10 protein-coding genes are annotated in these 13,505 nt (G+C 66.9%); 3 read left to right on the top strand and 7 right to left on the bottom strand.

Translation table 11 applies throughout. The features are described 5' to 3' along the window. Positions 1–13: 13 nt before the first annotated feature. Positions 14–1,000, bottom strand: coding sequence for a Bug family tripartite tricarboxylate transporter substrate binding protein (locus tag HUK68_RS11780; protein ID WP_175504316.1), 987 nt, complete (start codon positions 998–1,000; stop codon positions 14–16). Positions 1,001–1,036: 36 nt separating this feature from the next. Further along, positions 1,037–2,134: a mandelate racemase/muconate lactonizing enzyme family protein gene (locus HUK68_RS11785; protein WP_175504317.1), complete on the bottom strand. Its 1,098-nt coding sequence runs from the start codon at positions 2,132–2,134 to the stop codon at positions 1,037–1,039. Between the two features lie 91 nt (positions 2,135–2,225). Here HUK68_RS11785 and HUK68_RS11790 point away from each other — a divergent pair, with 91 nt between their 5' ends. Further along, complete coding sequence (locus HUK68_RS11790; RefSeq protein ID WP_175504318.1) at positions 2,226–3,152, top strand: LysR family transcriptional regulator; 927 nt, start codon at positions 2,226–2,228, stop codon at positions 3,150–3,152. Here HUK68_RS11790 and phaR read toward each other — a convergent pair. Beyond that, the gene (gene phaR / locus HUK68_RS11795) at positions 3,149–3,682 is read right to left on the bottom strand and encodes a polyhydroxyalkanoate synthesis repressor PhaR (protein WP_244146153.1); all 534 of its coding nucleotides are present in this window, start codon (positions 3,680–3,682) and stop codon (positions 3,149–3,151) included. The genes HUK68_RS11790 and phaR overlap by 4 nt on opposite strands. A 147-nt stretch (positions 3,683–3,829) precedes the next feature. Between phaR and HUK68_RS11800 the strand changes: the two genes are divergently transcribed. Continuing rightward, entirely contained in the window at positions 3,830–4,468 is a 639-nt protein-coding gene (locus HUK68_RS11800) for a TetR/AcrR family transcriptional regulator (protein ID WP_175504319.1), read from the top strand. A gap of 68 nt (positions 4,469–4,536) precedes the next feature. On the opposite strand, the gene HUK68_RS11805 is transcribed toward HUK68_RS11800, so the two are convergent. Further along, the gene (locus tag HUK68_RS11805; RefSeq protein ID WP_175504320.1) at positions 4,537–6,936 is read right to left on the bottom strand and encodes a membrane-bound PQQ-dependent dehydrogenase, glucose/quinate/shikimate family; all 2,400 of its coding nucleotides are present in this window, start codon (positions 6,934–6,936) and stop codon (positions 4,537–4,539) included. 293 nt (positions 6,937–7,229) lie between these two features. Here HUK68_RS11805 and gabT point away from each other — a divergent pair, with 293 nt between their 5' ends. Beyond that, positions 7,230–8,501 carry a 4-aminobutyrate--2-oxoglutarate transaminase gene (gene gabT, locus HUK68_RS11810; RefSeq protein ID WP_175504321.1) on the top strand — a complete coding sequence of 424 codons (1,272 nt, stop codon included), beginning with the start codon at positions 7,230–7,232 and terminating at the stop codon, positions 8,499–8,501. A 2-nt stretch (positions 8,502–8,503) separates the two neighbouring features. On the opposite strand, the gene HUK68_RS11815 is transcribed toward gabT, so the two are convergent. The 3 genes from HUK68_RS11815 to HUK68_RS11825 are packed head-to-tail and all read right to left on the bottom strand — an operon-like array spanning position 8,504 to position 13,376. Further along, on the bottom strand, positions 8,504–10,132 hold the full coding sequence (locus tag HUK68_RS11815; RefSeq protein WP_175504322.1) for a SpoVR family protein: 1,629 nt from the start codon (positions 10,130–10,132) through the stop codon (positions 8,504–8,506). Next, positions 10,129–11,400 carry a YeaH/YhbH family protein gene (locus HUK68_RS11820; protein ID WP_175504323.1) on the bottom strand — a complete coding sequence of 424 codons (1,272 nt, stop codon included), beginning with the start codon at positions 11,398–11,400 and terminating at the stop codon, positions 10,129–10,131. The genes HUK68_RS11815 and HUK68_RS11820 overlap by 4 nt, the downstream gene beginning before the upstream one ends. A gap of 53 nt (positions 11,401–11,453) precedes the next feature. Then, positions 11,454–13,376, bottom strand: coding sequence for a PrkA family serine protein kinase (locus HUK68_RS11825; RefSeq protein WP_175504324.1), 1,923 nt, complete (start codon positions 13,374–13,376; stop codon positions 11,454–11,456). Between the last annotated feature and the right edge of the window lie 129 nt (positions 13,377–13,505).

Genomic DNA, 13,505 nt, shown 5'->3' on the forward strand with positions numbered 1-13,505 from the left:
CGCATGCGCGCGCTCACTCCGGCCGGATTCCGCTCTTGCGGATCACCTCGCTCCATTTCGCGGTCTCTTCCTGGATGCGCTGCGCGAACTCGGCCGGCGTGCTGCCCACGGGCTCGAAGCCCATGGCCTTGAGCCGCGACTGCATCTCGCCGCCGCGGATCGAAGCGCGCAAGGCCTGGCTGATGCGGTCCACGGCCGCCGCCGGAATGCCCTTGGGCGCGACCAGGCCGAACAGCGGCGTGATGTCCACGCCGGGCAGCCCGGCCTCGGCAAACGTCGGCACCTCGGGCAGCAGCGCCGAGCGCCGCGCGCCGGTCACGGCCAGGGCGCGCAGCTTGCCGGCCTTGATGTGCTCGGCCAGCGTCGGCACCGTGGCAAATGCAAACTGCACCTGGCCGCCCAGCAGGTCGGTGATGACGGTGCCGCCGCCCTTGTAGGGAATGTGCACGACCTTGATGCCCGCCTGTTGCGCCAGTTGCGCGCCCGCGAGGTGCGGGCCGCTGCCGACGCCGGCCGAGCCATAGGCCAGCGTGTCCGGCTCGGCCCTGGCCTTGGCGAGGAAGCCGGCCAGGTCCTTCACCGGCACCGAAGCATGGGTCACCAGCACGAACTGCGCGGTGGCGATCAGGCTGATCGGCGTGAAGTCCTTTTGCGTGTCGTACGCCAGCTTGCTGCCCAGCAGACCGGGATTGATGGTGAAACTGCTGTCGACCATGCCCAGCGTGTAGCCATCGGGTTCGGACTGCGCCAGCGCGCGCGTGCCTATGGTCGTGCCGCCGCCGCCCTTGTTGTCGGCAATGAACGACTGGCCCAGGGCCTGCTGCAGCGCCTGGCCCGCGAGCCGGCCCAGCGTATCGGTCGCGGCGCCCGCGGGATAGGGAATGATGATGCGCACGGTCTTGTCCGGATAGGCGCCGGCGGCGGCAAAGGTCCATGGCGCGGCGCTGCCCAGCGCCAGCGCGGTGCAGTGGTGGATGAAGCTGCGGCGGTTGCGGTGCATGTCTGTCTCCTTGTTGTGCATTGAATTCCGGGCGGCTCAGCAGGCGTACCGGCCCTGGACCAGATCGGCCTCGGGATCGGCGCCCAGCCCCGGGCCGTCCGGCACCTGCAGCCAGCCGCGTTCGATCGGCACGCTGCGGCCATAGGGCACGTGCGCCAGCTCGACATAGAGGCGCTCGAGCGACACTTCGCTGCGCTGCGCGGCAATTAGGTGCAGGCTGGCGAGAAAGCCGGGCCCGAAGAATGCCACCTGGGGCGCGCAGGTCACGCGCGTGCCCTCGCAGGCTTGCGCGATGTCCCAGGCGGCGCTCAGCCCGAGCTTGATCACGCTGGGCTGCACGTATTGCACCGTCGCGTTTTCGACTATGCGCTGCAGCGCCAGCGCGCAGCTGGCGTTCTCGCCCACGGCGAGTGGCACGTCCACGCGCGCGCGCAGCGCGGCCAGCGCCTGGTCGTTCTCGGGCGTCCAGATCGGCTCCTCGATCCAGAACGGGTCGTGGGGCAGCATCTCGGCGATCGCGTCCTCGGCCTCTTCGGGCAGCCAGGCGCAGTTGGTGTCGACCATGACCGGGATATCGCGGCCCACCGCGCGGCGCACCGCGGCCAGCGCCGGCGCGGTGCGCTCGTGCAGCTTGATCTCGGTATAGCCCTCGGCCAGCGCGCGCTGCGTCACCTGCTCGAGCAGGCTGGCATCGGCGTAGTACTGCAGCAGCGAGGCATAGACGCGCACGCGGTTGCGGCGCTTGCCGCCCAGCATCTCATACAGCGGCACGCCGGCGCGCTTGGCGCGCAGGTCCCACAGCGCGATATCCAACCCGGCCAGCGCGTGCACCACGGGGCCGGAACGTCCCAGGTTGTGCAGCATGCGCTGCATCGATGGCAGCAAGGCCGCGTCGTCGGCCTGCCGGCCGCATGCCAAAGGCGCCACCAGGGTCTCGAAGATGGCTTGCAGCGCGCGCGGCTCGACGCAGTAGGACTCGCCCCAGGCCACCGTGCCGTCCTCGGTCTCGATACGCACCAGCGCGCTGTCGAGCTTGTCGCGCGGCCGGCCCGCAAACAGCGGCGGCGGGCTCCAGTGGTGGAACGGCAGGCGCATGGGAATGCAGGTGAGCGAGGCAATGGTGTTGGCGGGCATGGGCACTGGCAGTAATGGCGGATGGGCTATTTTTCGCGCGCCATATCCTATGGTCAAATAGCTAAACACACTCATTTCATACAAAATTCATATGTTGAGCCGCCGCGAACTGCTGCTGCTGCGCGCGATGTACCAGCAAGGCACGGTCACCGCCGCAGCGCATTCCATCCACATGACCCAACCGGCCGCAAGCGCGCTGCTCAAGGACATGGAAACGCGCCTGGGTTTTGCGCTGTTCAGCCGCGAGAACCGGCGCCTGCATCTGACCAGCCAGGGCCGCGCGCTGATTCCCGAGGTGCTCAATGCACTGACCGGTATGGAAGCCGTCGACCGCCTCGCGGGCGACATCCGCAAGGGCGCGTCGGATCGCCTCAGCATTGGCGCCGTGGCGGTGGCGTCCTCGATGCTGCTGCCGCAGGCGCTGGTCACGGTGCGCCGCGCCTACCCGGGCATTACCTTCGCGGTGCGCGCGGGCTCGGGTCTGGAGATCGTCGAGATGGCGGTCGACCACCGCATCGACCTGGGCATCGTGATCGGTTCATCGGCGCCCAACGCGCGCGTGCGCAAGGAGGCGCTGGCCGCGGTCAGCCTGTTTGCGATTTTCCACCCGGGGCACCCGCGCGCGCAGGCCGCGGCGCTGACGCTGGCCGAGGTCGGGGCATTGGGCTTGATCGCACTGTCGCCGGCGCTGCCCGCGGGCTTGGCCACGCAGCAGGCGTTCCAGGCACAGGGGCTCGACTACCGGCCGCTGATGGAAGTCGCCCAATCCTTCACCGCCTGCGAGCTCGCGGGCCAGCAACTGGGCGTGGCGGTGGTGGAATCGCTGGGCGCGCGCTACGCGCAGCGCATGGGGTTGGTGGCCCGGCACTTGCAGACCATGGACGATGCGGCGCTGTCGCTGGTCAGCCCGCGGGACCGCCCGCTCGAAGGCGCGGGCCTGTGCCTGCGCGATGCATTGCGCGCCGGGGTCGCCGAACTGGCCCGCCCGGGCTGGCAGGACGGCCGCGGCGCGGCTTAGCGCTTCAAGCCCATCGCGCCCAGCATCTGCTCGGTCTGCTTGTGCATCTGTTCCTGCATCTGCGTGAGCATCGCCTGCGACTGCCCCAGGTAGCTGCTGACCATGCCTTGCATGACCGTGGGCTGCATGCGCAGGAACTGGCTCCACAGCTCGGGTGTGGCACCCTGCTCCGCCATGCGCGCCTGGAAGTCGCTGAACATCTGGACGTTGCGCTCGAGGCTCGCACCCATGCTGCCCTGCATCGCGTGGCCGTAGAAGCGGATGATGTTGGCCAGCACGGCCTCGGTGAACATCGGCGCGCCGCCGGCTTCTTCCTCGAGAATGATCTGCAGCAGGATGCTGCGCGTGAGATCGTCGCCGGTCTTGGCGTCGCGCACCACGATGGGCTCGCTGGCCATGACCAGCGCCTTGACTTCGGACAGCGTGATGTAGGTGGAGGTATCGGTGTCGTAGAGCCGGCGGTTCGGGTATTTCTTGATGACGCGCGCCCGGGGACTGTTCTGGGCGGTCGATGTCTGGTTCTCTTGCACGGCTGACTCCTCCGGGCGTGGCGCCCACTGCACTGCAACGGGGATTTTAGACACAGCCCCGCCCGGCCCGCGCAGAGCTTACCCTAGCGCCGGCGCTGGGCGACAATGGCGCTCTCCCCACCTGCGGCCTGCATCGCCGCCTTTGCCATGACTGCAAGCAATCCCCCCGTGCGCCGGCACCGCGGACCGAGCCCGCAGAAAACCGATCTGACGCGCCAGGAGATCGTCAGGGCGGCGCTGGCAGAGTTCACGCAGGTCGGTATCGCACGCGCCACGATGGACAAGATCGCGCGCCGCGCGGACCTGTCGAAGGCCACGCTGTACCTGTACTTCCCGTCGAAGGAAGCGTTGCTGCAGGGCGCGCTCGACGAGACCATAGGCACTTCGGCGCTGGCCACCATGCACCAGCCGCGCAAAGCCGGCGAAACCGTGCGCAGCCACATCACCCGCATCCTGCTGCCCACCATGGAGAATTTCCATGGCTCGGGGCGCGGCGAGCTGGCGCGGCTGATGCTGGGTGAAGCGCGCAGCTATCCGGGCCTTGCGCATTTCTACCGCGAACATGTGTTCGCGCCCTGGCACCGGCATTTCGAGGCCTTGCTTCAACAGGCCGTGGACGAAGGCGAGCTGCGCGGCATCGCACCTGCCGCGGCCTCGCTGCTGCTGGGCGCGCCCTTCTGGCTGTCGATCGCGCATGACACCCTGCATGGCCCGGCGCAACCGGGCACGATGCCCGCCGAACTCACACGCCACCAGATCGATGCGCTGTTCGGCGCGCTTGGCTGAAGCCAGGCCGGCATGAAAAAACCCGCTCCTCCTGGCGGAAAAGCGGGTTTTGCGCGGCTGCCCGCAGCTTACTTCTTCAGGGCATAGGCAATCACGTAATCGCCGCGATCGGCGGTCATGCGCGCACCGCCGGCGGACACCACGACGAACTGGCGGCCCGATTCGGGCGACAGATAGGTCATGGGCGTGGCCTGCGCGCCCACGGGCAGGCGGCTCTTCCACAGTTCCTTGCCGCTCGCGCTGTCGAACGCGCGCAGGTAGTAATCCTGGCTGCCGGCAAAGAAGGTCAGGCCGCCCGCCGTGGAGAATGGGCCCGACAGCGAAGGCATACCCACCGGCACGGGCAGGCCGAAGCGTACGCCCTCGAGCTTGCTGTCTTCGACGGTGCCCAGCGGGACCTGCCAGGCAATCGACTTGGTGTTCATGTCGATGGCCGTGAGGTTGCCCCACGAGGGCTGGTGGCACGGCAGGCCCAGGAAGGAATTGAATGCGCCGCGCAACGCCTGGTAGGGCGTGCCTTCCTGCAAATGGGTCGCCCAGGAGGCGTGGGTGATGTCGTTGTTCTTCAGTTCGGCGAGCTTTTCGGCCGCGCCTTGCTGGGGATGCAGGAAACCGATCTGCGGCATGACCATGTCGTTGACGATGAGCATGCCCGTGCGCTTGTCGTAGGTGTGGCCGCCCCAGTTGAAGCCGCCGTAGTAGCCGGGGTAGATCAGCGTCATCTTCTCGGTCAGCTTGGTGTACGGGCCCTCATAGTGCAATTGCTTGAACTTGATGCGGCAGTACAGCTGGTCGAACAGGGTCGCGCCCCACATATCCTTCTCGCGCAGTTGCAGGTTCGCGACCTGGGGCATGCCCACCGACCAGGGCTGGGTTGCAGCGGCCGGCGCATCGCCCGTCATCACGTCCTGGGGTGCGGCGCGCTCCTGCACGTCGGCCAGCGGCTTGCCGGTGGCGCGGTCAAGCAGGAACAGCTGGTGGGTCTTCGTCGCCAGCACCAGGCCCGGTGCGCTGCCGCCCTGGCCATCGGGCACATCGACCAGCGTCGGCGGCGTGCCGTTGTCGTAGTCCCAGGTATCCATGCGCAAGGACTGGAAGTGCCAGGCTTCACGGCCCGTATCGGCGTTGAGCGCGACCACGGACGTGGAATACTTGTTCATCGCCTCGGTGCGATGCGCGCCCCAGAAGTCCGGGGTGGCGTTGCCCAGCGGCAGGTAGATCAGGCCCAGCTTGGCGTCATAGGCGCCATGCGACCAGAAGTTGGGCGTGCCCGCGGTATAGCTCTCGCCGTCTGCGGGCAGCTTGGTAGTGGCGGCATTGCCAAGGTCCCACGCCCAGTCGAGCGTGCCGTCCTTGAGGCTGTAGGCGCGCACCACGCCCGAAGGCTGGTTGGTCTTCTTGCCGTCCCACACCCAGCCGCCAATGACCACGCGGTCGCCGGCCACGAGGGGCTGCGACGTGGGCATGTAGTAGAAGTCCTGGTAGGGACCCATGCCGGTGCTCAGGTCGCTGTAACCCTTGCCGGTATCGCCGAAGCCCTCGCAGACTTCGCCCGACTTCGCGTCCAGCGCCCACAGCCGGCCCTGCTTGTCGGTGGTGATGATGCGGGCATCGCACTTGCCCGCGGGCCGGGCGCCGGCGGCGTCCTGGACCTTGGGCACTTCGTAGTACGCCACGCCGCGGCAGCGGCTCCACCATTTGTTTTCCTGCGCCTTGGGGTCGAAGACCCACTTCTCGGCGCCGGTTTCGGCATTCAGCGCGATGACCTTGTTCTGCGGCGTGCACAGATAGACCGAATCGCCGACCTGGATCGGGGTGTTCTGGTCTTCGTTGCCGCCGCCGGTCTGCGCGCCCGTGCGGTAGGTCCAGGCGACTTCCAGTTGATTGACGTTCTTCGCGTTGATCTGGTCGAACGGCGCGAAGCGGGTGCTGTCGGCATCGCGGCCGTAGTGCTTCCAGCTGTTGGCGTCGCTCGTGGCATCCTTCACCGCGGGCATGTCGTTGACGATGGCCGTGCCCTTGTGCGCGGTGTTCTCGATGCTGCCGTGCGGCGTGAACAGCGCGGCCGCCCCCGCGACCAGCGCCAGCGCCTGCAGGCCGGCTACCGGCAGTGCGATCCTCGACGCACGCAGGGTGCGCAGCACGACCGCGGCCAGCAGGCCCAGCACCAGCATCGGCGCCAGGCGCGGCACCAGGCCCCAGAAACTGGTGCCGACCTCGGCCAGCGCCCAGAGCACGGTGGCAAGAACCACCAGCAGGAACAATTGCGCACCCAAGGCCTTGCGTTTGAACAGCAGGCCGCCGGAGACCAGCGAGGCGATGCCCGCCAGCAGGTAGAACCACGAGCCGCCGAGCAGCGCGAGTTGCACGCCGCCATACGCCAGCGCCAGGCCCACCAGGGCCAGCACGGCGCCGAGCACGGGCGCCGCCCAGCCTCTTGACGGTGGAGAGGAAGATGAATTTGCCATGGAAAACCTTTGGACGGGTCAATGCCCGGCGCTATCGACACCAGGCGTGAAAACGGAAATACGGCCAGCGGGCCGTAACTCTTATAGAAGAATTGTACTCATTGGTTATTTTTGCTGCCCAGGTCGCAAATATCCCTCACAGCTTGTTTTCAAAAGTTTTTCTTTATTCAGAAAGAACTGAAATAGAAATGCGTGTTCTCGCCTCTGGCTGCGGTCCTGCATGCCCACGGTACAAGGCCTTACACCACGCAATCGGCGGCAATGCGCACCATCGTGGCAACGGAGGCTCCCACATGGGCACCAACACCGAGCTGACGCAACGCCGCATTGCCGCCATGCCCCGCGGCATCGGCGTGCTGTGCGACTTCCACGCCGTGCAAGCCGACAATGCGCTGCTTACCGATGCCGAGGGCCGGCAGTTCATCGACTTCGCGGGCGGCATCGCGGTGCTCAACACCGGCCACCGCCACCCGCGCGTCGTCGCCGCGGTCGCGCAGCAGCTCGAACGCTTCACGCATACTGCCTTCCAGGTCGTGCCGTATGAAAGCGCCATTGCCTTGGCCGAGCGCCTCAATGCGCTGGAGCCCATCGACGGTCCGGCCAAGACCGCGCTGTTCACCACCGGCGTCGAGGCCGTCGAGAACGCCGTGAAGATCGCGCGCCATGCGACTGGACGTTCGGCGCTGATGGCGTTCAGCGGCGCCTTCCACGGGCGCACGCTGCTAGGGCTGTCGCTGACCGGCAAGGTCGTTCCTTACAAAGCCGGCTTCGGCAGCATGCTGCCCGAGGCCTACCACCTGCCCTTTCCCGCGCCGGCGCTGGGCGTGGATGTGGACGATGCGCTGAATGCGCTGGCACGGCTGTTCAAGGTCGATGTCGACCCGCAGCGCGTGGCCGCGATCATCATCGAGCCGGTACAGGGCGAAGGCGGCTTCTATCCCGCGCCGCCGGCGTTGCTCGAGGCGCTGCGCGCGCAGTGCGATGCGCATGGCATCGTGCTGATTGCCGACGAGATCCAGAGCGGGTTCGCGCGCACGGGCCGCTGGTTTGCGATGCAGCACCACCGCGTGCACGCCGACCTGATCTGCATGGCCAAGAGCCTGGGCGGCGGCCTGCCGCTGGCCGCTGTCGTGGGCCGCGCCGCGCTCATGGACGCACCGCCGCCCGGAGGCCTGGGCAGTACCTATGCGGCCAACCCGCTGTCAGTGGCGGCGGCGCATGCGGTGCTGGACATCATCGAGGACGAGCAGCTGTGCGCGCGTGCCCAGGTGCTGGGCGACCGGCTGCAGGCGTGCCTGAAACAAGTGCAGGCTGCGGACGCCGGCCTGGCCGAAGTGCGCGGCCTGGGCTCGATGGTCGCGGCCGAATTCCGCAAACCTGGCAGCGGCGCGCCCGATGCCGAACGCGTGAATGCGATCGTGCAGGCCGCGCAGGCCCGGGGCCTGCTGCTGCTGAGCTGCGGACTGCATGGCAACGTGCTGCGCTTTCTCTATCCGCTGACCATCGAGGACGCGCTGTTCGAGCGCGCGCTGGGCATTCTCGACGAGGTGCTGCGCGGTGCTTGAATTCAGGCCGGCGGCGCGGGCACGGCATAGACCAGCGTTGGCGTCTCGCCATCGGCATTGACGCTTTCAAGCTGCACCCCGAATCCCCACAGCCGCGCCGCGTGCTTGAGCACTTCCTGCACGTCGCTGGTGAGCGGCCGGCCCTGGTGGCGGATATGGCGCAGCGTGAGGCCGCGGTCGCCGCGCAGGTTCACGTTCCAGACCTGGATATTGGGCTCGCGCGCGCCCAGGTCGTATTGCTGCGACAGCGTCTGGCGCAGCGTGCGGTAGCCCTCCTCGTTGTGGATGGCGCTGACCAGCAGCTCGCGCTGGCTGGCGTCGTCGTGGATGGAAAACAGCCGCATGTCGCGCATCAGCTGCGGACTCAGGTACTGGCCGACGAAGCTCTCGTCCTTGAAGTTCTGCATCGCATGGTGCAGCGCGGGCAGCCAGGGCGTGCCGGCGAGATCAGGGAACCAGCGCCGGTCCTCGTCGGTGGGCTCCTGGCAGATGCGCCGGATGTCGCGGTACATCGCAAAGCCCAGCGCGTAGGGGTTGATGCCGCTGTAGGCGCGGTGGCCCGCGGGCGGCTGGTAGATGACGTTGGTGTGCGACGAGAGCCACTCGATCATCACGCCGTCGGTGAGCCAGCCCTCGTCGTACATGGTGTTGAGCAGCGTGTAGTGCCAGAACGTGGCCCAGCCCTCGTTCATGACCTGGGTCTGGCGCTGCGGGTAGAAATACTGCGCGATCTTGCGCACGATGCGCACGATCTCGCGCTGCCAGGGCTCCATCAGCGGCGCGTTCTTCTCGACGAAGTACAGCAGGTTCTCCTCGGGTTCGCGGGGAAAGCGCTCGTTGCCGGGCAGCGCGTTGTCCTTGCCCGGGCGCGTGGGCAGCGTGCGCCAGAGCTCGTTGACCTGCTGCTGGGCATAGGCCTCGCGCTGCTCGCGTTCGGCGCGTTCGCGCGCCAGGTTCTTGCGGCTCGGGCGCCGGTAGCGGTCCACCCCCAGGTTGGACAGCGCATGGCAGGAGTCGAGCCACTGCTCCACGGTCTCCACGCCATGGCGCTCCTCGCACTGGGCGACGAAATCGCGCGCATAGACCAGGTAGTCGATGATGCTGCCGGCGTCTGTCCACATGCCGAACAGGTAGTTGCTCTTGAAGAAGCTGTTGTGCCCATAGGCCGCGTGCGCGATCACCAGCGCCTGCATCGCCGTGGTGTTCTCCTCCATCAGGTAGCTGATGCAGGGGTTGGAGTTGATCACGATCTCATAGGCCAGGCCCATGTGGCCGCGGCGGTAGCTGCGCTCGGTGGCGAGAAAGTCCTTGCCGTAGCTCCAGTGCCGGTAGCCCACGGGCATGCCGCCGCTCGAGTAGGCATCCATCATCTGCTCGGCCGAGATCACTTCGAGCTGGTTGGGATAGGTGTCGAGCCCGAAGCGCCCGGCCGTGGCGGCAATTGCCGCGTGGTAGCGCTCGATCAGCTCGAAGGTCCAGTCACTCGGATCGGGCAGCGGCTGCGCCGGGCGCTGGCCCGCGGGCAGCGGCGCCTGGGGCACGCCGCCCGCAAGCCGCTCGGACGCAGGCGACGGACGCCAGGCCTGGCCGCCGGCGCGCGGCGCCAGCACCGGGTATTGGGACAGGTTCATACCGCCACCCCCTCTTTCTTGAACAGGTCGCGGAACACCGGGTAGATCTCGCCCGCCGTCGATGCCTTGCGCAGCGCGAAGTGCGCATGCTGCCGGGCCAGCTGGCGGTACGCGTGCCACAGGCCCTGCTCCTCCTGCACCACCTGCACATAGGCGTAGTAGCGCACCTGCGGCAGGATCCTCTCGGCCAGCAGACTCGCGCACTGCGCGTTGTCGTCGGTGAAGTTGTCGCCGTCGCTGGCCTGGGCCACGTAGATGTTCCAGTCGCCCGCGGGATAGCGCGCGCGCATGGCCTGGTCGAGCAGCACCAGCGCGCTGCTGACCATGGTGCCGCCGGTCTCCTGCGAGTGGAAAAACTCGTCCTCGCTGACCTCGGCGGCCTGGGTGTGGTGGCGGATGAAGACGATGTCGATCTTCTCGTAGTGGCGCGTGAGAAACAGGTACAGCAGGATGAAGAAGCGCTTGGCCAGGTCCTTGCGCGCCTGGTCCATCGAGCCGGAGACATCCATCAGGCAGAACATCACGGCCTGGTTGCTGGGATCGGGCACGCGCGTGCGGCTGCGAAAGCGCAGGTCGATGGGGTCGAGAAACGCGACCCGCGCGATGCGCGCCTGCAACGCCTCGATGCGCTGGCGCAACTCGATCAGCGGCTCGCTGGTGCCGTCGTCCTGCTCCAGCAGCGCTTCGAGCTGCGCCTGCAGCTGCTTGAGTTCGCGCTGCGGCGCCCGGGTCAGCGCGATGCGCCGGCCCAGCGCACCGCCCATGGTGCGCAGCAGCGCCAGGTTCTGCGGCGTGCCGTCATGGCTGTAGCCGGCGCGGCGCAGGCGGTACTGCTGGGTGCTGGCGATGTGCGTGCGCAGCAGGCGCGGCAGTGCCAGGTCCTCGAAGAACAGCTCCATGAACTCTTCCTTGGACAGCGTGAAGGTGAAGTCGTCGTCGCCCTCGCCGCTGTTGCTCGCCTGCGATCCCGAGCCGCTGCCGGCCCCGCCCTGCGGCCGCGCGATGCGGTCGCCGCGCACATGCTCGCTGTTGCCCGGATGCACGGTATCGGAGACGCCGCCTTGCCCATGGCGAAACAGCGGCTCGCGGATGTCCTTGCGCGGGATGGTGACGGTCTCGGCCTGCTCGATATGCCGGATCTCGCGCTTGCCGACGGCGCGCTGCACCGCCTCGGCGATCTGCTGCTTGTAGCGGCGCACGAAGCGCTCGCGGTTGCCCACCGACTTGTTCTTGCCGGAGAGCCTGCGGTCGATGATATGCAGAGCCATCTGTGCCCCCTCCATGGGCCGGCGCGTGCGCCAGCGGCGTGCCGTTCAACTGCTCAACTGCTCTTGCGCACGCGCAGGTACCACTCGCACAGCAGGCGCACCTGCTTGCGCGTGTAGCCCTTGGCTTCCATGCGCAGCACGAAGTCCTCGTGCTTGCGCGCGTCCTCGGCGCTGGCCTTGGCGTTGAAGCTGATCACGGGCAGCAGCTCCTCGGTGTTGGAGAACATCTTCTTCTCTATGACCAGCCGCAGCTTCTCATAGCTGGTCCACGCCGGGTTCTTGCCCTGGTTGTTGGCGCGGGCACGCAGCACGAAGTTGACGATCTCGTTGCGGAAGTCCTTGGGATTGGCCACGCCCGCGGGTTTCTCGATCTTCTCGAGCTCGGCGTTGAGCGCGGCGCGGTCGAAGGACTCGCCGGTGTCGTTGTCGCGGTACTCGTTGTCCTGGATCCAGTAGTCGGCGTAGGTCACATAGCGGTCGAAGATGTTCTGGCCGTACTCGCTGTAGCTCTCGAGGTAGGCGGTCTGGATCTCCTTGCCGATGAACTCCGCGTAGTGCGGCGACAGGTACTCCTTGATGTAGCCGGTGTACTTGGTCTCGAGCTCCGCCGGGAACTGCTCGCGCTCGATCTGCTGCTCGAGCACATACATCAGGTGCACCGGATTGGCCGCGACCTCGGTGCTGTCGTAGTTGAAGACGCGCGACAGGATCTTGAACGCGAAGCGCGTGGAGATGCCGGACATGCCTTCATCGACGCCGGCGAAATCGCGATACTCCTGGTAGCTCTTGGCGCGCGGATCGGTGTCCTTGAGGCTTTCGCCGTCGTAGACCTGCATCTTGCTGAAGATGCTGGAATTCTCGGGCTCGACCAGGCGCGTGAGCACCGCGAACTGGGCCATCATCTTCAGCGTGCCGGGCGCGCAGACGGCATGCGCCAGCGAGGATTCGCGGATCAGCTTCTCGTAGATCTTCACTTCCTCCGACACGCGCAGGCAGTACGGCACCTTGACGATGTAGATGCGGTCGAGAAACGCCTCGTTGTTGCGGTTGTTGCGAAACGCCTTCCACTCGCTCTCGTTGCTGTGCGCCAGCACCATGCCATCGAACGGAATCGCGCCAAAGCCTTCGGTGCCCTTGTAATTGCCCTCCTGCGTGGCCGTGAGCAGCGGGTGCAGTACCTTGATCGGCGCCTTGAACATCTCGACGAATTCCAGCAGACCCTGGTTGGCCAGGCACAGGCCGCCCGAGTAGCTGTAGGCATCGGTGTCGTCCTGGGCGTAGTTCTCGAGCTTGCGGATGTCGACCTTGCCGACCAGGCTGGAGATGTCCTGGTTGTTCTCGTCGCCGGGCTCGGTCTTGGCGATCGCCAGCTGCTTGAGGATGCTCGGATAGCGTTTGACGATGCGGAACTGGCGGATGTCGCCGCCGAGCTCGTCCAGCCGCTTCACGGCCCAGGGCGACAGCACATGCTGGAGCGCGCGCCGCGGAATGCCGAACTGCTCCTCGAGCACCGGCCCGTCCTCCATCGGGTCGAACAGGCCCAGCGGCGATTCATTGACCGGCGAGCCCTTGAGCGCATAGAAGGGCACCTTCTGCATCAGGTACTTGAGGCGCTCGGCAATCGAGCTCTTGCCGCCGCCCACGGGCCCGAGCAGGTAGAGGATCTGCTTGCGCTCCTCCAGCCCCTGGCCCGCGTGGCGGAAGAAGCTCACCACCTGCTCGATGGAGTCCTCCATGCCATAGAACTCGGAAAATGCGGGGTAACGCCTGATCGTCTTGTTGGCAAACAGCCGCGACAGGCGCGGGTCGTTGCGCGTGTCCACCATGACCGGATCGCCCATGGCGCGCAGCATGCGCTGGGCCGCGGTGTCGTAGGCTGTGGGATCACGCTGGCACAGGGCCAGGTACTCGTCGACCGACATCTCCTCTTCGCGCAGCCTCACGTACCGCGCAGCCGAATTGCTGATGACATCCATACGACCTCCCGCGGCCACACCCCAAGGCGAAAGTGCGGCTCAGTTGCAAGGCATTCGCTTGCCGTATGTTGCCGTTGTAGCACCTGGACGCCGGTTTGGATAGACCAATTACGCTTGATCTTGCGCGTG

The organism is Comamonas antarctica (assembly GCF_013363755.1).
Lineage (GTDB): Bacteria > Pseudomonadota > Gammaproteobacteria > Burkholderiales > Burkholderiaceae_C > Comamonas > Comamonas antarctica.

What these genes read in the sequence shown, in the direction of transcription:
- HUK68_RS11820 (WP_175504323.1), bottom strand. Translation starts at nt 11,400, where the DNA reads ATGGCTCTGCATATCATCGACCGCAGGCTCTCCGGCAAGAACAAGTCG.
- HUK68_RS11790 (WP_175504318.1), top strand. Translation starts at nt 2,226, where the DNA reads ATGTTGAGCCGCCGCGAACTGCTGCTGCTGCGCGCGATGTACCAGCAA.
- HUK68_RS11815 (WP_175504322.1), bottom strand. Translation starts at nt 10,132, where the DNA reads ATGAACCTGTCCCAATACCCGGTGCTGGCGCCGCGCGCCGGCGGCCAG.
- HUK68_RS11785 (WP_175504317.1), bottom strand. Translation starts at nt 2,134, where the DNA reads ATGCCCGCCAACACCATTGCCTCGCTCACCTGCATTCCCATGCGCCTG.
- gabT (WP_175504321.1), top strand. Translation starts at nt 7,230, where the DNA reads ATGGGCACCAACACCGAGCTGACGCAACGCCGCATTGCCGCCATGCCC.
- HUK68_RS11800 (WP_175504319.1), top strand. Translation starts at nt 3,830, where the DNA reads ATGACTGCAAGCAATCCCCCCGTGCGCCGGCACCGCGGACCGAGCCCG.
- HUK68_RS11825 (WP_175504324.1), bottom strand. Translation starts at nt 13,376, where the DNA reads ATGGATGTCATCAGCAATTCGGCTGCGCGGTACGTGAGGCTGCGCGAA.
- HUK68_RS11780 (WP_175504316.1), bottom strand. Translation starts at nt 1,000, where the DNA reads ATGCACCGCAACCGCCGCAGCTTCATCCACCACTGCACCGCGCTGGCG.
- HUK68_RS11805 (WP_175504320.1), bottom strand. Translation starts at nt 6,936, where the DNA reads ATGGCAAATTCATCTTCCTCTCCACCGTCAAGAGGCTGGGCGGCGCCC.